Below are 15939 nucleotides of genomic sequence, written 5' to 3'. Positions count from 1 at the left end.
GTCCGGTCCTTCAGCAGCCTCAGCGGCCCTTGAATTGGGGTTTGCGCTTCTCGCCGAATGCGGCGATCGCTTCCTTGAAGTCCTTGGTAAAGCCAGCCGCGCGCTGGTTGTCCCGTTCGGTGTCGAGGCTGTCTGCCAGCGACTGTTCGACCGCGGCGTTCACCTGCCGGCGGATCATGCCGATGGCCTTCGAAGGGCCAGCCGCCAGCCGCGCCGCAATTTCCTGCGCGCGGGCAAGCGCCGCATCGTCGTCGGCCACTTCGGCGACAAGGCCGATGGCCAGTGCATCGTCCGCCGATATCTTTTCGCCCAGCAGCGCCATCTTCATCGCCCGCTGCCGCCCGACGCTGGATGCAACCAGCCATGTCGCGCCCGCATCGGGCACAAGGCCGATGTTGACGAAGGCCAGCAGCAGGTACGCACCCTTTGCCATCACCGCGATGTCGCCCGCCAGCGCAAGGCTGAGCCCCGCGCCCACAGCCGGTCCGTTGATCGCGGTGACAAGCGGCACCGGCAGGTCCATCAGCAGCTTCGTGAAGGGGTTGTAGTGTTCATCGATGATCCGACCGAGGTCTTCGGGCAGGCCATCGTAACCCGCACCGTCGGGCATCAGGTCCGCACCCGAACAGAATGCACGCCCTTCGCCCGTCAGCACGAATGCGCGCGTGCCGGCCGCCAGCCCCGCTTCGATCGCGGCGGTCAGTTCGGCAAAGACGTTGGGCGTGATCGCATTGAGCTTGTCCGGCCGCGCCAGAGCCAGCGTCGTGACCGCGCCTTCGGTGGTGGACGTGATGAAGTCGTAGGACATCAGTGCGCGGCCCCGTCCTTCGGGGTTTCCATGATCTCGGTCAGCATGCCCATCATGTCCTTCGGGTGGACGAAGAAAATCGGCGTGCCGTGCGCGCCGATACGCGTGGGGCCCAGGATGCGCTTGCCGATCCCTTCGAAATATTCGCGCGCGGCGGCGATGTCGGGCACTTCGAAACAGACGTGATGCTGCCCGCCCAGCGGGTTCTTGGCAATGAAGCCCGCGACCGGTGAGTTTTCGTCCAGTGGGCTAAGCAGTTCGACTTGCGTGCCGTGGGTACCGTCATGGCCCTGCCCAAATCCGGGCGTGTTCACGAAACAGACCTTCACGCCCTGTTCGGGCAGGTCGAAGGGTTCGGTGATAACTTCGGCACCCATCACGTCGCGGTAATGCGCGATGGCGACATCCATGTCGGGCACGGCATAGCCGAGGTGGTTCATGCGTCCCAGCTTCATGGCCAGTGTCATGCGGCGCCTCCATAAACGGGTTCGATGGTCATCGCGCTCTTCAGCGAGTTCGCGATGATGCAGGACTTGTGCGAACGGTAGTGCAGTTCGTCGATCTCTGCGCGGGTGGGCAGCTTTTCGCCCACGAAACGCGCGTCGGGGCGCAGCACCACGGTGGCAACCCACGGATCGCCAGCCTCGTTCTTTTCGACATGGCCGACAGTCTCGTCCGTGTAGCTCTCTATCGAGAACCCGTCCTTGGCGGCATAGGCCAGGAAGTAGAGCATGTGGCAGCTCGCCGCCGCAGCCAGCAACGCCTCTTCGGGATCGACGGCGCTCTCGTCGATCAGCGCCGCCGGAAGGTAGCCGGGAGCCGCCGATCCGGGCACGACCGCGCCGCCATCGAAATGCCAGTGGTGCGCGCGGCTGTAGCGGTTGGTCGTGAAAACCTCGCCGTCGCGGATCTGCCAGCGCACGGTTGCCTTGTAGTCACCCATTGCAATCACCTTTCGAAACCTGATTCCAGCGCCATCCTGCCCTCATGGCATTGAAGCGACGCGCCGGCGGAGTTCGCCAGTGGGGCGTTCCTGCTCCCAACTCGGGCGATGGCGCATTGCGCCGGGTCAAAGCGGAATGTTGTCGTGCTTCTTCCAGGGGTTTTCCAAGGCCTTGTTGCGCAACTTGCGCAGGCCCAGCGCGATGCGCCGCCTTGTCGAATGCGGCATGATCACCTCGTCGATAAAGCCCTTGCTTGCTGCGACGAAGGGGTTGGCGAAGCGGTCTTCGTATTCCTTCGTCTTCTGCGCGATCTTGTCCGGATCGTCGCGGTCCTGCCGGAAGATGATCTCCACCGCGCCCTTTGCGCCCATCACCGCGATTTCGGCGGTCGGCCATGCATAGTTGAGATCGCCGCGAAGATGCTTCGACGCCATGACGTCGTATGCCCCGCCATATGCCTTGCGGGTGATGACGGTGATCTTGGGCACGGTCGCCTCGGCATATGCGAACAGCAGTTTCGCGCCGTGCTTGATGATGCCGTTATGCTCCTGCGCGGTGCCGGGAAGGAAGCCCGGAACATCGACGAAGGTCAGGATCGGAATGTTGAACGCATCGCAGAAACGCACGAACCGCGCCGCCTTCTTCGACGAATTGATGTCGAGCACGCCTGCCAGCACCAGCGGCTGGTTCGCGACGATACCGACAGTGCGCCCCTCTACTCGCCCGAAACCGCAGATGATGTTCGCCGCGTGCTTGGGCTGGATTTCAAAGAAATCGCCCTCGTCCACCGTCTTCCGGATGACTTCGTGCATGTCATAGGGCTGGTTGGCGTTGGCCGGAATGATCGTGTCGAGACTGTCCTCCATGCGGTCCCACGGATCGCTCGACGGGCGTTCGGGCACGTCCTCGCGGTTGGAGGATGGCAGGAAGTCCATGAAGTCGCGCGCGCGCAGCAGGGCGACGATGTCGTTTTCGCACGCAAGATCGGCAACGCCGGACTTCACGGTGTGCGTCGATGCGCCGCCCAGTTCTTCCTGCGTCACGACCTCGTTGGTCACCGTCTTCACCACGTCGGGGCCGGTGACGAACATGTAGCTGCTGTCCTCCACCATGAAGATGAAGTCGGTCATCGACGGGGAATAGACCGCGCCGCCCGCGCAAGGCCCCATGATGAGCGAAAGCTGCGGCACCACGCCCGATGCCAGCACGTTGCGCTGGAACACCTCGGCATAGCCGCCCAGCGATGCGACACCTTCCTGAATGCGCGCGCCGCCGCTGTCGTTGAGGCCGATGACCGGCGCGCCGACTTTCATTGCGGCGTCCATCACCTTGCAGATCTTCTGCGCATGGCGTTCGGAAAGCGAGCCGCCGAAAACGGTGAAATCCTGAGAGAAGACATAGACGAGGCGACCGTTGATCGTGCCGCTGCCGGTGACGACGCCGTCACCGGGAATATGCGTTTCGTCCATGCCGAAATCGACGCAGTTGTGTTCCACGTACATGTCGATTTCTTCGAAGCTGTCCTCGTCCAGCAGGACTTCCAGCCGTTCGCGCGCGGTCAGGCGCCCCTTGGCGTGCTGCGCGTCGATCCGCTTCTGCCCGCCACCCAGTTTGGCAGCGGCGCGGCGACGTTCGACTTCGGCGATATTGGCGGACATTCTCGGCTCCCTCTACCCCGTATCCGGGTGCCCGCTGCACGCGCGGGCCGGTTGAACCGAGCGTATGTGCCTCCGTTCGCGCAGTGTCCAATGTGAATTTGCAAAATGTTTTCTAAAGGTTTTGCAAAACTTTCGCGAAGCGCTAAACCACTCGCCATGAGCAAGGCGCAACGCATCTTCGCGGGCAAGTCCGTGCGCACCCTGCGCGACCGGCACGGCATGAAGCAGGCCGATCTGGCCAAGGCGCTGTCGATCTCCGTCTCCTACCTTTCGCAGATCGAGAATGACGAGCGCCCGCTGACCGCACCGATCCTTGCCACCCTGACCCGCCGCTTCGGCATGGAGCGGGAGGATATCGCCGGCGAAAGCAGCGACGCGCGGGCAGAGGCGCTGATGCAGGCGGCTTCCGATCCGATCTTCGCACAGCCGCTGGACGAAGGGCTGGCCAGCCGCGCCGTTCGCCAGATGCCCCACCTTGCCGAACGCTTCGTCGCGCTACACCGCGCCTATCGCGACGCAGGCGAGCGGCTGCAGATGCTGGACGAGGCGCTGGGCGCGGGTTCGCACGATGCGGGCCGCCTGCCGTGGGAGGAAGTGCGCGACTGGTTCCACGATGCGGGCAACTATATCGACGTGGTCGACCGCGCCGCCGAAGCGCTGGCGCAGCGGCTGGCCCGCGATGGCGCATCACCGTCGTTCGAGGCGATGGCCGCGCTGGCCAAACGCGAATACGGCTTCGACGTGGCAATGGCAGAGGGCGACCGGCTGCGTTCTTTCGACGGCTATCGCCTGCTGCTCGATGCTGCCCAGCCCGCCGCCACGCGCCGGTTCCAGCTTGCCCATCAACTGGCGCAAGTCGCCCTGGCGGACGAAATCGCGCTGGTGATCGCGATGTCCGAACTGGCAAGCGAGGCGAGCGCCGCCCTGCTGGCCGTGGGCCTTGCCAATTATGCCGCCGGCGCGCTGCTGATGCCATACGAATCGTTCCGCACCGCCGCCCTTGCCGAACGCCACGATATCGACCGGCTGACGCGGCGCTTCTCCGTCAGTTTCGAGCAGGCCTGCCACCGGCTTTCCACCCTGCAACGGCCCGATGCGCGCGGGGTGCCGTTCTTCTTCTGCCGCGTCGACATGGCGGGCAACATCACCAAGCGACACTCGGCAACGCCATTGCAGTTCGCCCGCTTTGGCGGGGCCTGCCCGCTGTGGATCGTGCACGAGGCAGTGGCCATTCCCGACCGCATCCTGACCCAGCTGGCCGAAATGCCGGACGGGGTGCGGTATGTGTCGATGGCGAAGGGGCTGGTGAAACCATCGGGCAGCTTCGCCCGCCCGCCGCGCCGCTTTGCCGTGGCGCTGGGGTGCGAGGCGGAACATGCCGCCAGCTTCATCTATGCCGACGGCCTCGACATCGCGGCCCGCGCCGCCGCCACGCCCATCGGCACCAGTTGCCGCATCTGCCCGCGCGAGAACTGTGACCAGCGCGCCTTTCCGCCCGGCGACCGCGCCATTGTCGTCAACCGCGACCGGCGCGGGACAGTGCCATACGACATCGCCTAGCCTGCACCTCTTTTATATCCCGCCGTATATAGCTATCAGGCAGGCATGCGATCGCTGCTTGCCTGTCTCCTCGCCCCCGTCCTCGCTCTCGCCCTGTCGGCCTGCGGGTCGGATCCTGAGCCGACCGGCCCCTTCGTCCTTGCCGCCGCCAGCACGCAGGAAGCGATGACCGACGCGGCCGCGGCATGGACCGCGAAGGGGCATCCCGCACCGGTCCTGTCCTTCGCCGGATCGGGCGCGCTGGCCCGGCAGGTCGCGGTCGGCGCGCCTGCGGACGTGTTCCTTTCCGCTGACGAGAAGTGGATGGACTGGCTGGATCAGGAAGTATCCCTGCGCGAAGGATCGCGCGCGAACCTTGCCACCAACTCGCTGGTGCTGATCGCTCCCTTGGCCAGCGAGGTCGCTTTTTTTCCCGCGAAGGGCGGCTGGCGCAAGGCTATCGGGGAGGGTCGGCTGGCACTGGCCGATCCGGTCGCCGTTCCCGCCGGTCGCTATGCCAAGGGCTCGCTGATCACCCTTGGCGTATGGGAAGAAATAAAGGACCGCGTGGCCGAAACCGCAGACGTGCGCGCCGCGCTGGCGCTGGTGGGGCGCGGCGATGCACCGTTGGGCATCGTCTATGGCAGCGATGCGCAGGCCGATGAAAATGTCCGCGTGGTCGGCACTTTCCCTGACGAAAGCCACGTGCCGATCCGCTATCCGCTGGCCATTCTTGCCCGTTCGCGCAACCCCGATGCAGAGCCGTTTCGCGCCTTCCTCTTGTCCGAAGAGGGGCAGGAGATCTTCGCCCGCCACGGCTTCGGCCCGGCAACGGCGGCGATAGAGCCCTGATGCCCACTGGCGCCGAATGGGCGATCATCGCCCTGTCCCTGAAAGTGGCGGCGGCGGCGATCCTGCTGACCCTGCCACTGGCTTTCGCGCTGGCGTGGTTGCTGGCGCGCAAGCGGTTTGCGGGCCGGATGCTGCTGGACACCGTGGTCCACTTGCCGCTGGTGCTGCCGCCGGTTGTGACGGGCTGGCTGCTGCTGCTGTTTTTCGGCCAGTCCGGTGCGGGCGGGCGCGCGTTGCAAGCTCTGTTCGGCACGACCCTGATGTTCCGCTGGACTGGCGCGGCGCTGGCGGCGGGGATCATGGCACTGCCGCTGATGGTGCGCGCGATCCGGCTGTCGCTGGAAGCGATCGACCGCAGGCTGGAAAGCGCGGCCCGCACGCTGGGCGCAACCGCATGGCGTGCCTTCGCCACGATCACCCTGCCGCTGGCCCTGCCCGGCATTGGCGCGGCGATGGTGCTGGGCTTTGCGCGCAGCCTGGGCGAATTCGGCGCGACGATCACGTTCGTTTCCAACGTACCGGGGGAAACGCGCACGCTGCCGCTGGCGATCTATACCGCGCTGCAGGTGCCGGGGGCGGAGGACAGCGTCACGCGCCTTGCCATCGCCTCCGTCGTACTGTCGCTGGCGGCGCTGCTGGTTTCCGAATGGCTGGTTCGCAAGGGCGGGCGTCATGTCCTTTGACCTTGCGATAGAGGTGCCGCGCGGGGACCGCACGGTCAGCGTCACCATCGCCCCCGCATCGGGCATTACCGCCCTGTTCGGCCCCTCCGGCGTGGGCAAGACCACCGTGCTCGACGTCGTTGCCGGGCTTGTCCGGCCATCGTCGGGCCATGTCCGCGTTGCTGGCGAGACGCTGTTCGATGCCGCTGCCGGTATTGCCCTGCCGCCGGAACGGCGCGGTTGCGGCTATGTCTTTCAGGACGGTCGCCTGTTCCCGCACATGTCGGTGCAGGGCAACCTTACCTATGGCTGGAAGCTGGCGCCGCCCGCACAACGCTTCATGACGCTGGCCGAAGCGGCGGACTTCCTGGGCATCACCGCCCTGCTGGATCGCACACCGCGCACGCTGTCCGGCGGAGAGGCGCAGCGCGTGGCCATCGGGCGGGCGCTGCTGTCCGGCCCGCGCGCATTGCTGATGGACGAGCCGCTATCCTCGCTCGACGAGAACCGGCGCGACGGCATCCTGCAAGTGATCGAACGCATCCGCGACGATCTTGCCCTGCCGATCCTCTACGTAAGCCACGACCGCGCCGAAGTGGACCGGCTGGCCGCGCAAGTCGTGGAATTGGCCTAGGCCTTCGCCGGCAGTGGTTCGGCGCGGATCAGCCGTTCCAGCCGCGCTATTTCCGGCCCCTCGCCCGCACCTTCGGCCTGTGCCTGCACCGCGCGGTAGAAATCGAGCACATCACTGCCGAAATCGGTAACTTGCGCCCCGCCGCCCGCTTTTGCCGCAACCAGCGGTTCTGACCAGCAGCGGTTCATCGCATCGACCAACAGCCACGCACGGCGATAGCTCATGCCCATCGTGCGTGCGGCGGCAGAGATCGACCCTTCCCGCGCGATGGCGACAAGCAGGTCGGCCTTGCCCGGCCCCATGGCGATTTCATCGCCGCAGTAGAGCTGCACCTTGATCTTCAGATTTGTTTTCAGCCGGGCCATGCCCGCAATCATGCGGCGCGATGGCCCGGCTGGCAATCGGGGTGGATCAGAACTTCACGCGGGCGGTGAAACGCACGTTGAGCGGCGCACCCGGCATGATGTTGTTGTTGTTGTGCGCGCTCGAATAATACGTCTCGTCGAGCAGGTTTTCGAGGTTCACCTGGAATTCGACGCGATCGTCCATCGAATAGAACAGCGCCGCATCGACACGGGTAAACGAGGGCAGCCGCACGCTGTTGGAAATCGATGCGTACTGGCTCGACTGGTGGACCGCGCCAAGGCCGATCCCGACCGACGGGTTGAAGTCGTAGCGGTTCCACAGCGATGCCTGGTGATGCGGCAGCTGAGCCAGCTTCACATCGGACAGGCCGCGGATGTAGCCATCCTGATAGGCATAGCCGCCGCTGACCTGCCAGCCGGGCATGACTTCGCCGACGATGCCCAGTTCGATGCCCTTGGTGCGGGTTTCGCCCACGTTGATCGAATTGGCCGGATCGGCCGGATCCGGCGTGGTGGTGTTCGTACGGTCCAGCCGGAAGATCGCGCCGGTCACGGCAAGGCCGGGCTGCACTTCCCACTTCACACCGGCCTCGATGTTCTCGAACCTTTCGGGTGCGAGGTTGGCGGTCGACGGGGTCAGGTTCGTGAACTGGTCGCCAGCGCGCGGCAGGAAGCTGCGCGAGAAGCTGGCATAGACCGACAGCCCGTCCTGCGGCTTGAAGACGATGCCTGCGCGCGGGCTCCACTTCTCGTCCGTCCGCTCGAACGGGAAGTCGCCCGCGATGTCCTCGCCCTCGATCTCGAAGCGGTCGAACCGCACGCCGAGGATGAGGTCGAACATCGCCCCCAGCGCGATCTCGTCCTGCGCATAGGCGCTGAAGAACGTGACGTCGCTGGTGCGGTTGCGCGACAGCGTATCGAACACCGCATTCGGGCGAACCGGATCGTCAATATCCAGCGTGCCGAGCGAAGCGGAAGAAACGTAGCGCTGGTTCGCCGTCTGCTGGTCGCCGTATTCAAGGCCGAGCAGAACCTTGTGGCCGATGCCGCCGGTGGCGAAGTCCGCGATCAGGTTGGTCTGCGCAATGAAGTTCTCGCGCTGCGTCGGGTCGCGATAACCGGCCAGCGCCACCTCGTTAGTGTCGGGGTTCGGCGCGCCGTTCGCATAGACGTTCTGGTAGTACTTGTCATAATCGCCATAGAGTACCGTCGTCGTCGAGCGCAGGCCGGGGGCGAGCTGCCCGTCAAGGCGCGCCTTCACGATGTGCGCTTCCAGTTCGGTGCGGTTCACGCCGTCGGTGCCGAAGAAGAAGTCGCGCAGGCCCGGTGCGGGCGCCCCGTCCAGGCTGGGGATGCCGCGATCGGTCGTGCGGTCATCGTCGACATATTCATAGGACAGCGATGCGCGCCAGTCGCCAAGCTCTGCCGCGACATGCGGGTTCACCGCGAAGCGGCGGCCGTCATAGAAATCGCGGTGGCTGGCCAGTTCCTCGTAGAAACCGTTCAGGCGGAATGCGGCGGTTTCTCCCATCGGCAGGTTCGCATCGACGCTGGTTTCCCATGCGCCGAACGTGTTCACGCCGCCCTGCACCGAACCAAACGCCTTGTCCGCGCCCGGCGCTTTCTGCACGCGGTTGACGATGCCGCCGCCGCCGCCGCGACCGAAAATCAGGGCATAGGGGCCCTTCAGCACCTCCACCCGCTCGATGTTGTAGAGGTTGCGGTAGTACTGAACGTCGTCGCGCACACCGTCGAGGAAGAAGTCCGCAGTCGTGTTCTGGCCGCGCAGGGTGATCTGGTCGCGGTTGCCCTCGCCCTGCCCGATGGTGACGCCGGGCACGTAGCGCAGCACGTCTTCCATCGAACGCATCGCCTGGTCAGCGATCTGTTCTGCAGTAACGACGTTCACCGTCTGCGGCGTTTCCAGCAGCGGAGTGTCGATCTTGGTCGCGGTCACCGAATCGATGGCGAGGTAGCCCAGCGATTCACCGGTCACGACGATTTCGCCAGCATCGGCGGCAACGGCAGAAGTGTTGGCATGGGCGGTGGCAGGCAGCAGCGCGATGGCGGCAGCGGCGATGACACAGCCGCGAAGGCTGGCGTGGTTCTGCATCGGGTTCCCCTCGTGTTTGCAGGCGCCTGATGCACGTCCCTTTGCGGCGGCGCCGATGTCCCTGATACGCCGAGCCACTAATGCGACCGATTTGCAATTTCAACAGTAAATTTGAGAGCGATTATCAATAGCTACCCGATTCAGGGCCTAGCCGGGGTGGAACAGGATCCAGCGCGCGGCAATCGCGGGCCGCGCCGCGCCCTCGCACTCCACCAGTACGTCGAAGGTGCGGCGCGTTCCGCTTGCCGTCACTTCTTCCCCGACAGGCCGGAACGTGGCCCTAATCCTGCTGCCCGCAGGCACCGGCGAGATAAAGCGCACCGAATCGAATCCGTAATTGAGGTTGCCGTCGGCGACCGGCAGCCCGCTGTCGCTGGCCAGCGGGGCCAGCAGGGACAGCACCAGAAAGCCGTGCGCGATGGTGCCGGGCAGCCCCGCGGCCCGCGCCGCAGCTTCGTCGACATGGATGGCGTTCCAGTCCTCGGTCAGGTCGGCGAACTGGTCGATCAAGTCCTGCGGCACCTCGATCCAGTCGGAGACATATGCCGCATCACCACCCGTTTGCCCGTCCGGTTTGGCCATCGGCCCGCCTCCCTCTCGCACTCGTCAAGAAAGGCTAAGCCCCGTCGCGGCACAGGTGCAAGCGAGCCGCTTTGCTTTTGCACGCGCTTCGCCTATAGGCCGAGGCAAGGACGCCCCGGCATCGTCAGGCAGACCCCGTCGGGGCAGCCGGCAAGGTCGGGGCTTGGTATTTGAAGCAGAAAGATACGCCCATGTCGCGTCGCCGCCAGATCTACGAAGGCAAGGCCAAGATCCTGTACGAAGGCCCCGAACCGGGCACCATCATCCAGTACTTCAAGGACGATGCCACCGCGTTCAACGCCCAGAAAAAGGGCACGATCAACGGCAAGGGCGTGATCAACAACCGCATCAGCGAGTTCGTGTTCACGCGCCTGTCGCACATCGGCATCCCGACGCACTTCATCCGCCGCCTGAACATGCGCGAACAGCTGGTCCGCCAGGTCGAGATCATTCCGCTGGAAGTCGTGGTGCGCAACGTCGCCGCCGGCTCCATTTCCAAGCGCCTCGGCCTTGAGGAAGGGGAGCCGCTGCCCCACACCCTGCTCGAATACTATTACAAGGACGACGCGCTGGGCGATCCGCTGATCGCGGAAGAACACATCGCGTGCTTCGGCTGGGCCTCGAACGAGGAAATGCAGGACATGTCGTCGATGGCGATCCGCATCAACGACTTCCTCTGCGGCATGTTCGCCGCTGTCGGCATCCGGCTGGTCGATTTCAAGCTGGAATTCGGCCGCATCTGGGACGGCGACTATTCCCGCGTGATCCTTGCCGACGAAATCAGCCCCGACGGCTGCCGCCTGTGGGACATGGCCACGAACGAGAAGCTGGACAAGGACCGTTTCCGCCGCGATCTCGGCGGGGAAGAAGACGCCTATCAGGAAGTGGCCCGCCGCCTTGGCGTGCTGCAGGAAGACGGGCCGAGCGAGGTTGCCGACATCGCGCACCATCGCAAGCTGCGGGGCAAGAAGTAGGTTTCGTCCCCCGCCCTGCCGTCGCGCGGGTTGATCGACCCGCGCAACGGCATATAACCGGACGGTGCCTGACAAAACAAACCGCCGCAGCCGGTTAGCTCGCCTTTTCGCCATTCCCTTCGCCGCCGCGCTGGCCGCTTCGTGCGCCGGCGTCGCCACGACACCCCCTGCAGACGCCCCTGCCCCCGCCATCGCGGTCGATGCGCAATCGGGCCTGCCGCCATTCGAGCAGTTGCTCGCCGCCAGTGATCTGAAACCCGATCCCGAAGTCCGCTTCGGCAGGCTGGCGAACGGTCTGTCCTACGCCATCCGGCATAACGAAACACCCCAGGGCACCGCCGAAGTGCGCCTGCATTACGATGCCGGTTCGTTTGACGAGGCGGGGCCGGAACAAGGCTTTGCGCATTTTGTCGAGCACATGGCCTTCAACGGATCGACCAACGTGCCGGAGGGCGAGATGGTCGCCCTGCTGGAGCGTAAGGGGTTGGAATTCGGCGCCGACACCAATGCCTCCACCGGGTTCGACGGCACGCTTTATCAGCTGAGCCTTCCGACCAACGATGCCCCCCTCCTCGATACCGCGCTGATGCTGATGCGCGAAACGGCAAGCGAACTGCTCTTCACGCCAGAGGCGGTGGAGCGGGAAAAGGGCATCATCCTGTCCGAACGGCGCGATCGCAACACCTATACCTTTGCCGACGTGGTAGACCGGCTGGCTTTCGAATCGCCGGACGTGCCCTATGCCGACCGGATGCCGATCGGCACGCTGGAAACGATCGAAGGGGCAACTTCGGAAGGGTTGCGCGCTTTCTGGGCCCGCAATTACCGCCCCGAACGCGCGGTGCTGACCGTCGTCGGCGACTATCCGGCGGACGAGGTGGAAGCCGCGATCCGCAAGCATTTCGCCAGCTGGCAGGCGCACACGCCCACCGTGCCCGATCGCAACTATGGCCGGATCGACAACGCACGCAAACCGGCGGTCGACATCTTCCTGAACCCCGCGCTTTCCGAGCGCGTCAGCGCAACGCGGCAGGGCGAGGCGCAGCTTGCGCCCGACACGCTGGAAACGCGCCAGACCGAAGCGCTGCGCTGGCTGGGCTATGCCATCGTCAACCGCCGGATGAAGCGGCTGGCACGGCTGGAGGACCCGCCGTTCAAGTCCGCGGGCTTCGGCACGGCAGACATCTTCCGCGTGGGCCGCGTGACGCGCCTTGTCGTCGATACGAGCGAGGGCACGTGGAAGCGCGGGATGGACGCGGCCGTCGCCGAATATCGCCGCGCGCTTGCCGGCGGGTTCAGCCAGGCCGAAGTGGACGAACAGCTCGGCCGGTTGATCGCGGCTTACGAGGATGCCGCCGCGGGCGAAGCGACCCGCACGAACCGGGCGATCACCAGCGACGTGCTGGACCTGTTCGAGGACGGGGACATCCCGACACTGGCCAGCGATTCGCTCGCCCAGCTGCTGGCGCTGAAGGATACGTTCACGCCCGATGCCGTGCTGGCGGCGCTGCAAGACGAAGCGGTTCCGCTCGACAATGCGATGCTGCGCTATTCGGGCCGCAGCGAACCGGAAGGCGGCGCTACTGCACTGCGCAGTGCATGGAACGCGGCGATGCAGGCCCCGCTTGGCGATGTCACCCCGCCTGCTGTGGAGGAATTCGGCTATACCGATTTCGGCACCCCCGGCACCGTCGTGGCGGATAGCCGCGATCCCGTATTCGGCATTCGCGAAGTCACTTTCGCCAACAACGTCCGGCTCAACATCAAGCGCACGGATCTAGAGGCGGACCGCGTGCGCGTGCGCATCCATGTCGACGGCGGGCAACTGCTCGACACGAAACAGGACCCGCTGGTCACCGAACTGATCGGGCAGATACCCGCAGGCGGCCTTGGCAAGCACAGTGCCGACGATCTCGACACTATCCTTGCCGGACGCAATGTCGGCGTCGGCCTCTCGGCCTATGGCGATGCCGTGGTCAGCACGCGCACGACAACGCCGCGCGATCTTGGCCTGCAGCTTGAACTGTTCAGCGCGTTCCTGACCGATCCGGGCCTCCGGCCCGAAGCGATCGCGGCCTATCGCCGGTCTTTGCCAGACCGTTTCGCGCGGCAGGAAGCGACACCGGGCGCCAGCGTCGGCACGCACCAGTTCGAAATCATCTCCGACGGCGATCCGCGCTACACGATCCAGCCGATCGCCGCGTATCAGTCGCTCGATTTCGCGACCTACGACCGGATCGTCGAGGACCGGTTCGAAAACGGCGCGATAGAGATCGGCATTGTGGGCGACATCGAAGAGGACGCGGCGATCGCGCTGGTCGCCCGCACGCTGGGCGCGCTGCCGGTGCGGGAGCCGGATTTCCGCGGCAGGCCCGAAGCCCGCAAGCGCAGCTTCACTGCGCGGCGCGGACCGGTGTTCGTGCGCCATGGCGGAGAGGCGGACCAGGCGATGATCCGCGCGTTCTACCCCACGACGGACGATTCCGATCCGCTGCTGACGGCGCGGCTGGAGCTGCTGGAAAAGGTCGGGCAAGTCGTGCTGAACGACGAACTGCGCGAAAGGCTCGGCCAGGCCTACTCCCCCGGTGTGACGAGCAGCATGAGCCGGACCTACCCCGATTTCGGGTTTTTCGTGATCACCGTGGGCGTGGACACCGCCGCGGTTCCGGCATCGCTTGCCGCGATCCACAATTCGATGCGCCAGTTGCGCGATGCGCCCGTTTCGGACGACCTGTTGCTGCGGGCACGCCAGCCGCTGCTGGATCAGTACGACAATGCGCTGAAGAACAACGCGGGCTGGCTCTCGCTCGTCGATCGCGCGCAAAGCCGTGCGGACCGTCTGGCGCGCTTTGCCGAATACCGGAACCGGATCGCGTCGATCACGCCTGCCGACCTGCAATCGGTGGCGCGGCGCTGGCTGCCGGATGGCGGCGCGGTGGAGATCATCGCGATTCCGCAAGGCGCGACAGAGCCGGACGTGAAGTAACAGAAGACAAAACGCTGAAGTTGGCTCGGTTTATTGTCAGGATATATTTCTACAAAACAGATCGGTGCATATTTATATACTACTTATAATAGAGTTATATTTATCAATATAGGTCAAATAGACAATCACGACTAACTTTATATTAGGTTTTATTCAGTGGCGGTTCATGATGGCAAAACGGTTCATCGCCATTCATGCACGGTTCGTCCACCCTTCCGTTGCGGCACTGTCTCTGCCCCGTAACAAAGCAACCGGATTTTCAGACGGGAGTTTTGTTACCATGAAGAAGTTTCTGACCGCCGCGACGCTGGCCGGCACCCTCGCCGCGACGCCGGCTTTCGCGCAGGCAGAAGCCGCCGCACCGGCAGCGGAAGCCCCCGCAGCCGCACCGGCAGCCGAAGCCGCACCCGAAGCAGCCGCACCGATCACCGATGCCGAACTGGACCAGTTCGCCGGCGCCGCCATCAAGGTGAACGAGATCGCCCAGGACGCGACTCTCGACGCCGAAGGCAAGCAGGCCGCAATGGTCACCGCCGTTCAGGCCAGCGGTCTTGACGCCGTGCGCTTCAACGAAATCGCCAGCAAGTCGCAGAGCGACGAAACGCTGAAGGGTCGCCTGGCCGAAGCGTTCGCACGCCGCCCCGCGCCCGAAGCAACCGCCACTGCCGCAGCAGAAGGCGAAACCGCCACGGACGAACAGGCCGGCGGCTGATCGGGCACACCGATACACCCATGCGGGAGGCTCCGGTCCGATGGCCGGAGCCTCCTTTTTTTGGCCTATTCCACGGCAAGGCGCCCGCCTCGCTTGTGCCCGGCGCGCGTTACGGGCATAGGCGCGCACGAGTCCCCGCCAGACAATTTCGAAAGGCCCTTCGATGAAGGTCAACGTCCACGTCAGCCTCAAGCCCGGTGTGCTCGATCCGCAAGGCCGCGCCATCCACCACGCGCTGGAGGGGCTGGGCTTTTCCGGTGTCAACGACGTGCGCGCCGGCCGCCTGATCGCGCTGGACGTCGCCGACGACACGAGTGACGAGGCGCTGGACGACATGTGCCGCAAGCTTCTCGCCAACATGGTGATCGAAAACTACCGTATCGAGAAGGTGGGCTGACCATGGCCTTCACCGCCGGCGTCATCACCTTTCCCGGCTCCAACTGCGACCGCGACATGGCGGTCGCGATCGAAGCGGTTTCGGGCAAGCCCGCCACGCGCATCTGGCACGGCGATGCCGCCCTGCCCGATCGCATCGATTTCATCGCGGTGCCGGGCGGGTTCTCCTATGGCGATTACCTGCGTTCGGGCGCGATGGCCGCGAAAAGCCCGATCATGCGCGCCGTGGCGGATGCCGCCGCGCGCGGCGTGCCGGTGCTGGGCGTATGCAACGGCTTTCAGGTGCTGACCGAAACCGGCCTGCTGCCCGGCGCGCTGATGCGCAATGCCGGCATCCACTTCGTCTGCCGCGAAGTGCCGTTGATCGTCGGCAACGATACCTCTCTGTTCACCGCAAAGTATTCGGCGGGACAGGAAATCCTGATCCCCGTCGCCCATCACGACGGCAACTACTACGCCGATGAGGCGACGCTGGACCGGATCGAGGGTGAAGGCCACGTCGCCTTCCGCTATGCCGACAATCCCAACGGTTCCGCGCGCGACATCGCGGGCGTGCTGAACCATGCCGGCAACGTGCTGGGCATGATGCCGCACCCCGAACGCATGATAGAGGCGGCACAAGGCGGCACCGACGGTCTCGCCATGTTCGAAAGCGTGTTCGAAGGGCTTTCGGTAGCCTGAGCGGAGCATCGCGACGGGCGGATTACCGGTGCC

General features: G+C 65.1%; 16 protein-coding genes. 9 read left to right on the top strand and 7 right to left on the bottom strand.

The window, feature by feature from the left end:
- Positions 1 to 19: 19 nt before the first annotated feature.
- From A7A77_RS02635 to A7A77_RS02620, 4 genes are all read right to left on the bottom strand, one after another.
- Positions 20 to 808 carry an enoyl-CoA hydratase-related protein gene (locus A7A77_RS02635; RefSeq protein ID WP_066553090.1) on the bottom strand — a complete coding sequence of 263 codons (789 nt, stop codon included), beginning with the start codon at positions 806 to 808 and terminating at the stop codon, positions 20 to 22.
- Positions 808 to 1263 (bottom strand): methylmalonyl-CoA epimerase, encoded by a 456-nt coding sequence (mce, locus tag A7A77_RS02630; RefSeq protein ID WP_066553523.1) that lies wholly within the window; start codon positions 1261 to 1263, stop codon positions 808 to 810. Before mce ends, A7A77_RS02635 begins: the two co-directional genes overlap by 1 nt.
- Before the next feature lie 8 nt (positions 1264 to 1271).
- Positions 1272 to 1751, bottom strand: a complete 480-nt coding sequence (locus A7A77_RS02625) for an OsmC family protein (protein ID WP_066553087.1) — start codon at positions 1749 to 1751, stop codon at positions 1272 to 1274.
- A gap of 126 nt (positions 1752 to 1877) precedes the next feature.
- Positions 1878 to 3410 (bottom strand): acyl-CoA carboxylase subunit beta, encoded by a 1533-nt coding sequence (locus A7A77_RS02620; protein ID WP_066553085.1) that lies wholly within the window; start codon positions 3408 to 3410, stop codon positions 1878 to 1880.
- Positions 3411 to 3566: 156 nt separating this feature from the next.
- On the opposite strand from A7A77_RS02620, the gene A7A77_RS02615 reads away from it, so the two are divergent.
- From A7A77_RS02615 to A7A77_RS02600, 4 genes are read left to right on the top strand one after another with little or no spacing between them, the layout of a single operon-like run.
- Positions 3567 to 4970 carry a helix-turn-helix domain-containing protein gene (locus A7A77_RS02615; protein ID WP_066553083.1) on the top strand — a complete coding sequence of 468 codons (1404 nt, stop codon included), beginning with the start codon at positions 3567 to 3569 and terminating at the stop codon, positions 4968 to 4970.
- A 45-nt stretch (positions 4971 to 5015) separates the two neighbouring features.
- A complete protein-coding gene (gene modA, locus A7A77_RS02610; protein ID WP_066553079.1) occupies positions 5016 to 5801 on the top strand; it encodes a molybdate ABC transporter substrate-binding protein in 786 nt (261 codons plus the stop codon).
- Positions 5801 to 6484, top strand: coding sequence for a molybdate ABC transporter permease subunit (gene modB / locus A7A77_RS02605; protein ID WP_066553077.1), 684 nt, complete (start codon positions 5801 to 5803; stop codon positions 6482 to 6484). The genes modA and modB overlap by 1 nt, the downstream gene beginning before the upstream one ends.
- A complete protein-coding gene (locus tag A7A77_RS02600) occupies positions 6474 to 7097 on the top strand; it encodes a molybdenum ABC transporter ATP-binding protein (RefSeq protein ID WP_066553074.1) in 624 nt (207 codons plus the stop codon). Before modB ends, A7A77_RS02600 begins: the two co-directional genes overlap by 11 nt.
- Here A7A77_RS02600 and A7A77_RS02595 read toward each other — a convergent pair.
- The 3 genes from A7A77_RS02595 to A7A77_RS02585 all read right to left on the bottom strand — a co-directional run bounded on the left by A7A77_RS02595 (position 7094) and on the right by A7A77_RS02585 (position 10157).
- A complete protein-coding gene (locus tag A7A77_RS02595) occupies positions 7094 to 7462 on the bottom strand; it encodes a winged helix-turn-helix domain-containing protein (RefSeq protein ID WP_066553520.1) in 369 nt (122 codons plus the stop codon). The two genes, A7A77_RS02600 and A7A77_RS02595, sit on opposite strands and share 4 nt — an antisense overlap.
- Positions 7463 to 7508: 46 nt before the next feature.
- A complete protein-coding gene (locus A7A77_RS02590) occupies positions 7509 to 9575 on the bottom strand; it encodes a TonB-dependent receptor (RefSeq protein ID WP_066553068.1) in 2067 nt (688 codons plus the stop codon).
- A gap of 147 nt (positions 9576 to 9722) precedes the next feature.
- A complete protein-coding gene (locus A7A77_RS02585; protein WP_066553065.1) occupies positions 9723 to 10157 on the bottom strand; it encodes a MaoC/PaaZ C-terminal domain-containing protein in 435 nt (144 codons plus the stop codon).
- A 191-nt stretch (positions 10158 to 10348) separates the two neighbouring features.
- On the opposite strand from A7A77_RS02585, the gene purC reads away from it, so the two are divergent.
- From purC to purQ, 5 genes are all read left to right on the top strand, one after another.
- Positions 10349 to 11131 (top strand): phosphoribosylaminoimidazolesuccinocarboxamide synthase, encoded by a 783-nt coding sequence (purC, locus tag A7A77_RS02580; RefSeq protein WP_066553064.1) that lies wholly within the window; start codon positions 10349 to 10351, stop codon positions 11129 to 11131.
- A gap of 64 nt (positions 11132 to 11195) precedes the next feature.
- The gene (locus tag A7A77_RS02575; RefSeq protein WP_066553054.1) at positions 11196 to 14117 is read left to right on the top strand and encodes a M16 family metallopeptidase; all 2922 of its coding nucleotides are present in this window, start codon (positions 11196 to 11198) and stop codon (positions 14115 to 14117) included.
- Positions 14118 to 14397: 280 nt separating this feature from the next.
- Positions 14398 to 14829 (top strand): DUF4168 domain-containing protein, encoded by a 432-nt coding sequence (locus A7A77_RS02570; protein ID WP_066553050.1) that lies wholly within the window; start codon positions 14398 to 14400, stop codon positions 14827 to 14829.
- Between the two features lie 163 nt (positions 14830 to 14992).
- On the top strand, positions 14993 to 15226 hold the full coding sequence (purS, locus tag A7A77_RS02565) for a phosphoribosylformylglycinamidine synthase subunit PurS (RefSeq protein ID WP_066553048.1): 234 nt from the start codon (positions 14993 to 14995) through the stop codon (positions 15224 to 15226).
- A 2-nt stretch (positions 15227 to 15228) separates the two neighbouring features.
- Positions 15229 to 15906: a phosphoribosylformylglycinamidine synthase subunit PurQ gene (gene purQ, locus A7A77_RS02560; RefSeq protein WP_066553046.1), complete on the top strand. Its 678-nt coding sequence runs from the start codon at positions 15229 to 15231 to the stop codon at positions 15904 to 15906.
- The last annotated feature ends 33 nt before the right edge of the window (positions 15907 to 15939 follow it).

Source organism: Croceicoccus bisphenolivorans (assembly GCF_001634625.1).
Lineage (GTDB): Bacteria > Pseudomonadota > Alphaproteobacteria > Sphingomonadales > Sphingomonadaceae > Croceicoccus > Croceicoccus bisphenolivorans.
The sequence above is the reverse complement of the archived record's forward strand: the minus strand, read 5'-3'. Positions and strand labels throughout refer to the sequence as shown.

What these genes read in the sequence shown, in the direction of transcription:
- purS (WP_066553048.1), top strand. Translation starts at nt 14,993, where the DNA reads ATGAAGGTCAACGTCCACGTCAGCCTCAAGCCCGGTGTGCTCGATCCG.
- A7A77_RS02625 (WP_066553087.1), bottom strand. Translation starts at nt 1,751, where the DNA reads ATGGGTGACTACAAGGCAACCGTGCGCTGGCAGATCCGCGACGGCGAG.
- A7A77_RS02615 (WP_066553083.1), top strand. Translation starts at nt 3,567, where the DNA reads ATGAGCAAGGCGCAACGCATCTTCGCGGGCAAGTCCGTGCGCACCCTG.
- A7A77_RS02620 (WP_066553085.1), bottom strand. Translation starts at nt 3,410, where the DNA reads ATGTCCGCCAATATCGCCGAAGTCGAACGTCGCCGCGCCGCTGCCAAA.
- A7A77_RS02595 (WP_066553520.1), bottom strand. Translation starts at nt 7,462, where the DNA reads ATGGCCCGGCTGAAAACAAATCTGAAGATCAAGGTGCAGCTCTACTGC.
- A7A77_RS02600 (WP_066553074.1), top strand. Translation starts at nt 6,474, where the DNA reads ATGTCCTTTGACCTTGCGATAGAGGTGCCGCGCGGGGACCGCACGGTC.
- mce (WP_066553523.1), bottom strand. Translation starts at nt 1,263, where the DNA reads ATGAAGCTGGGACGCATGAACCACCTCGGCTATGCCGTGCCCGACATG.
- modA (WP_066553079.1), top strand. Translation starts at nt 5,016, where the DNA reads ATGCGATCGCTGCTTGCCTGTCTCCTCGCCCCCGTCCTCGCTCTCGCC.
- modB (WP_066553077.1), top strand. Translation starts at nt 5,801, where the DNA reads ATGCCCACTGGCGCCGAATGGGCGATCATCGCCCTGTCCCTGAAAGTG.
- A7A77_RS02585 (WP_066553065.1), bottom strand. Translation starts at nt 10,157, where the DNA reads ATGGCCAAACCGGACGGGCAAACGGGTGGTGATGCGGCATATGTCTCC.
- A7A77_RS02635 (WP_066553090.1), bottom strand. Translation starts at nt 808, where the DNA reads ATGTCCTACGACTTCATCACGTCCACCACCGAAGGCGCGGTCACGACG.
- purQ (WP_066553046.1), top strand. Translation starts at nt 15,229, where the DNA reads ATGGCCTTCACCGCCGGCGTCATCACCTTTCCCGGCTCCAACTGCGAC.
- A7A77_RS02570 (WP_066553050.1), top strand. Translation starts at nt 14,398, where the DNA reads ATGAAGAAGTTTCTGACCGCCGCGACGCTGGCCGGCACCCTCGCCGCG.
- A7A77_RS02590 (WP_066553068.1), bottom strand. Translation starts at nt 9,575, where the DNA reads ATGCAGAACCACGCCAGCCTTCGCGGCTGTGTCATCGCCGCTGCCGCC.
- purC (WP_066553064.1), top strand. Translation starts at nt 10,349, where the DNA reads ATGTCGCGTCGCCGCCAGATCTACGAAGGCAAGGCCAAGATCCTGTAC.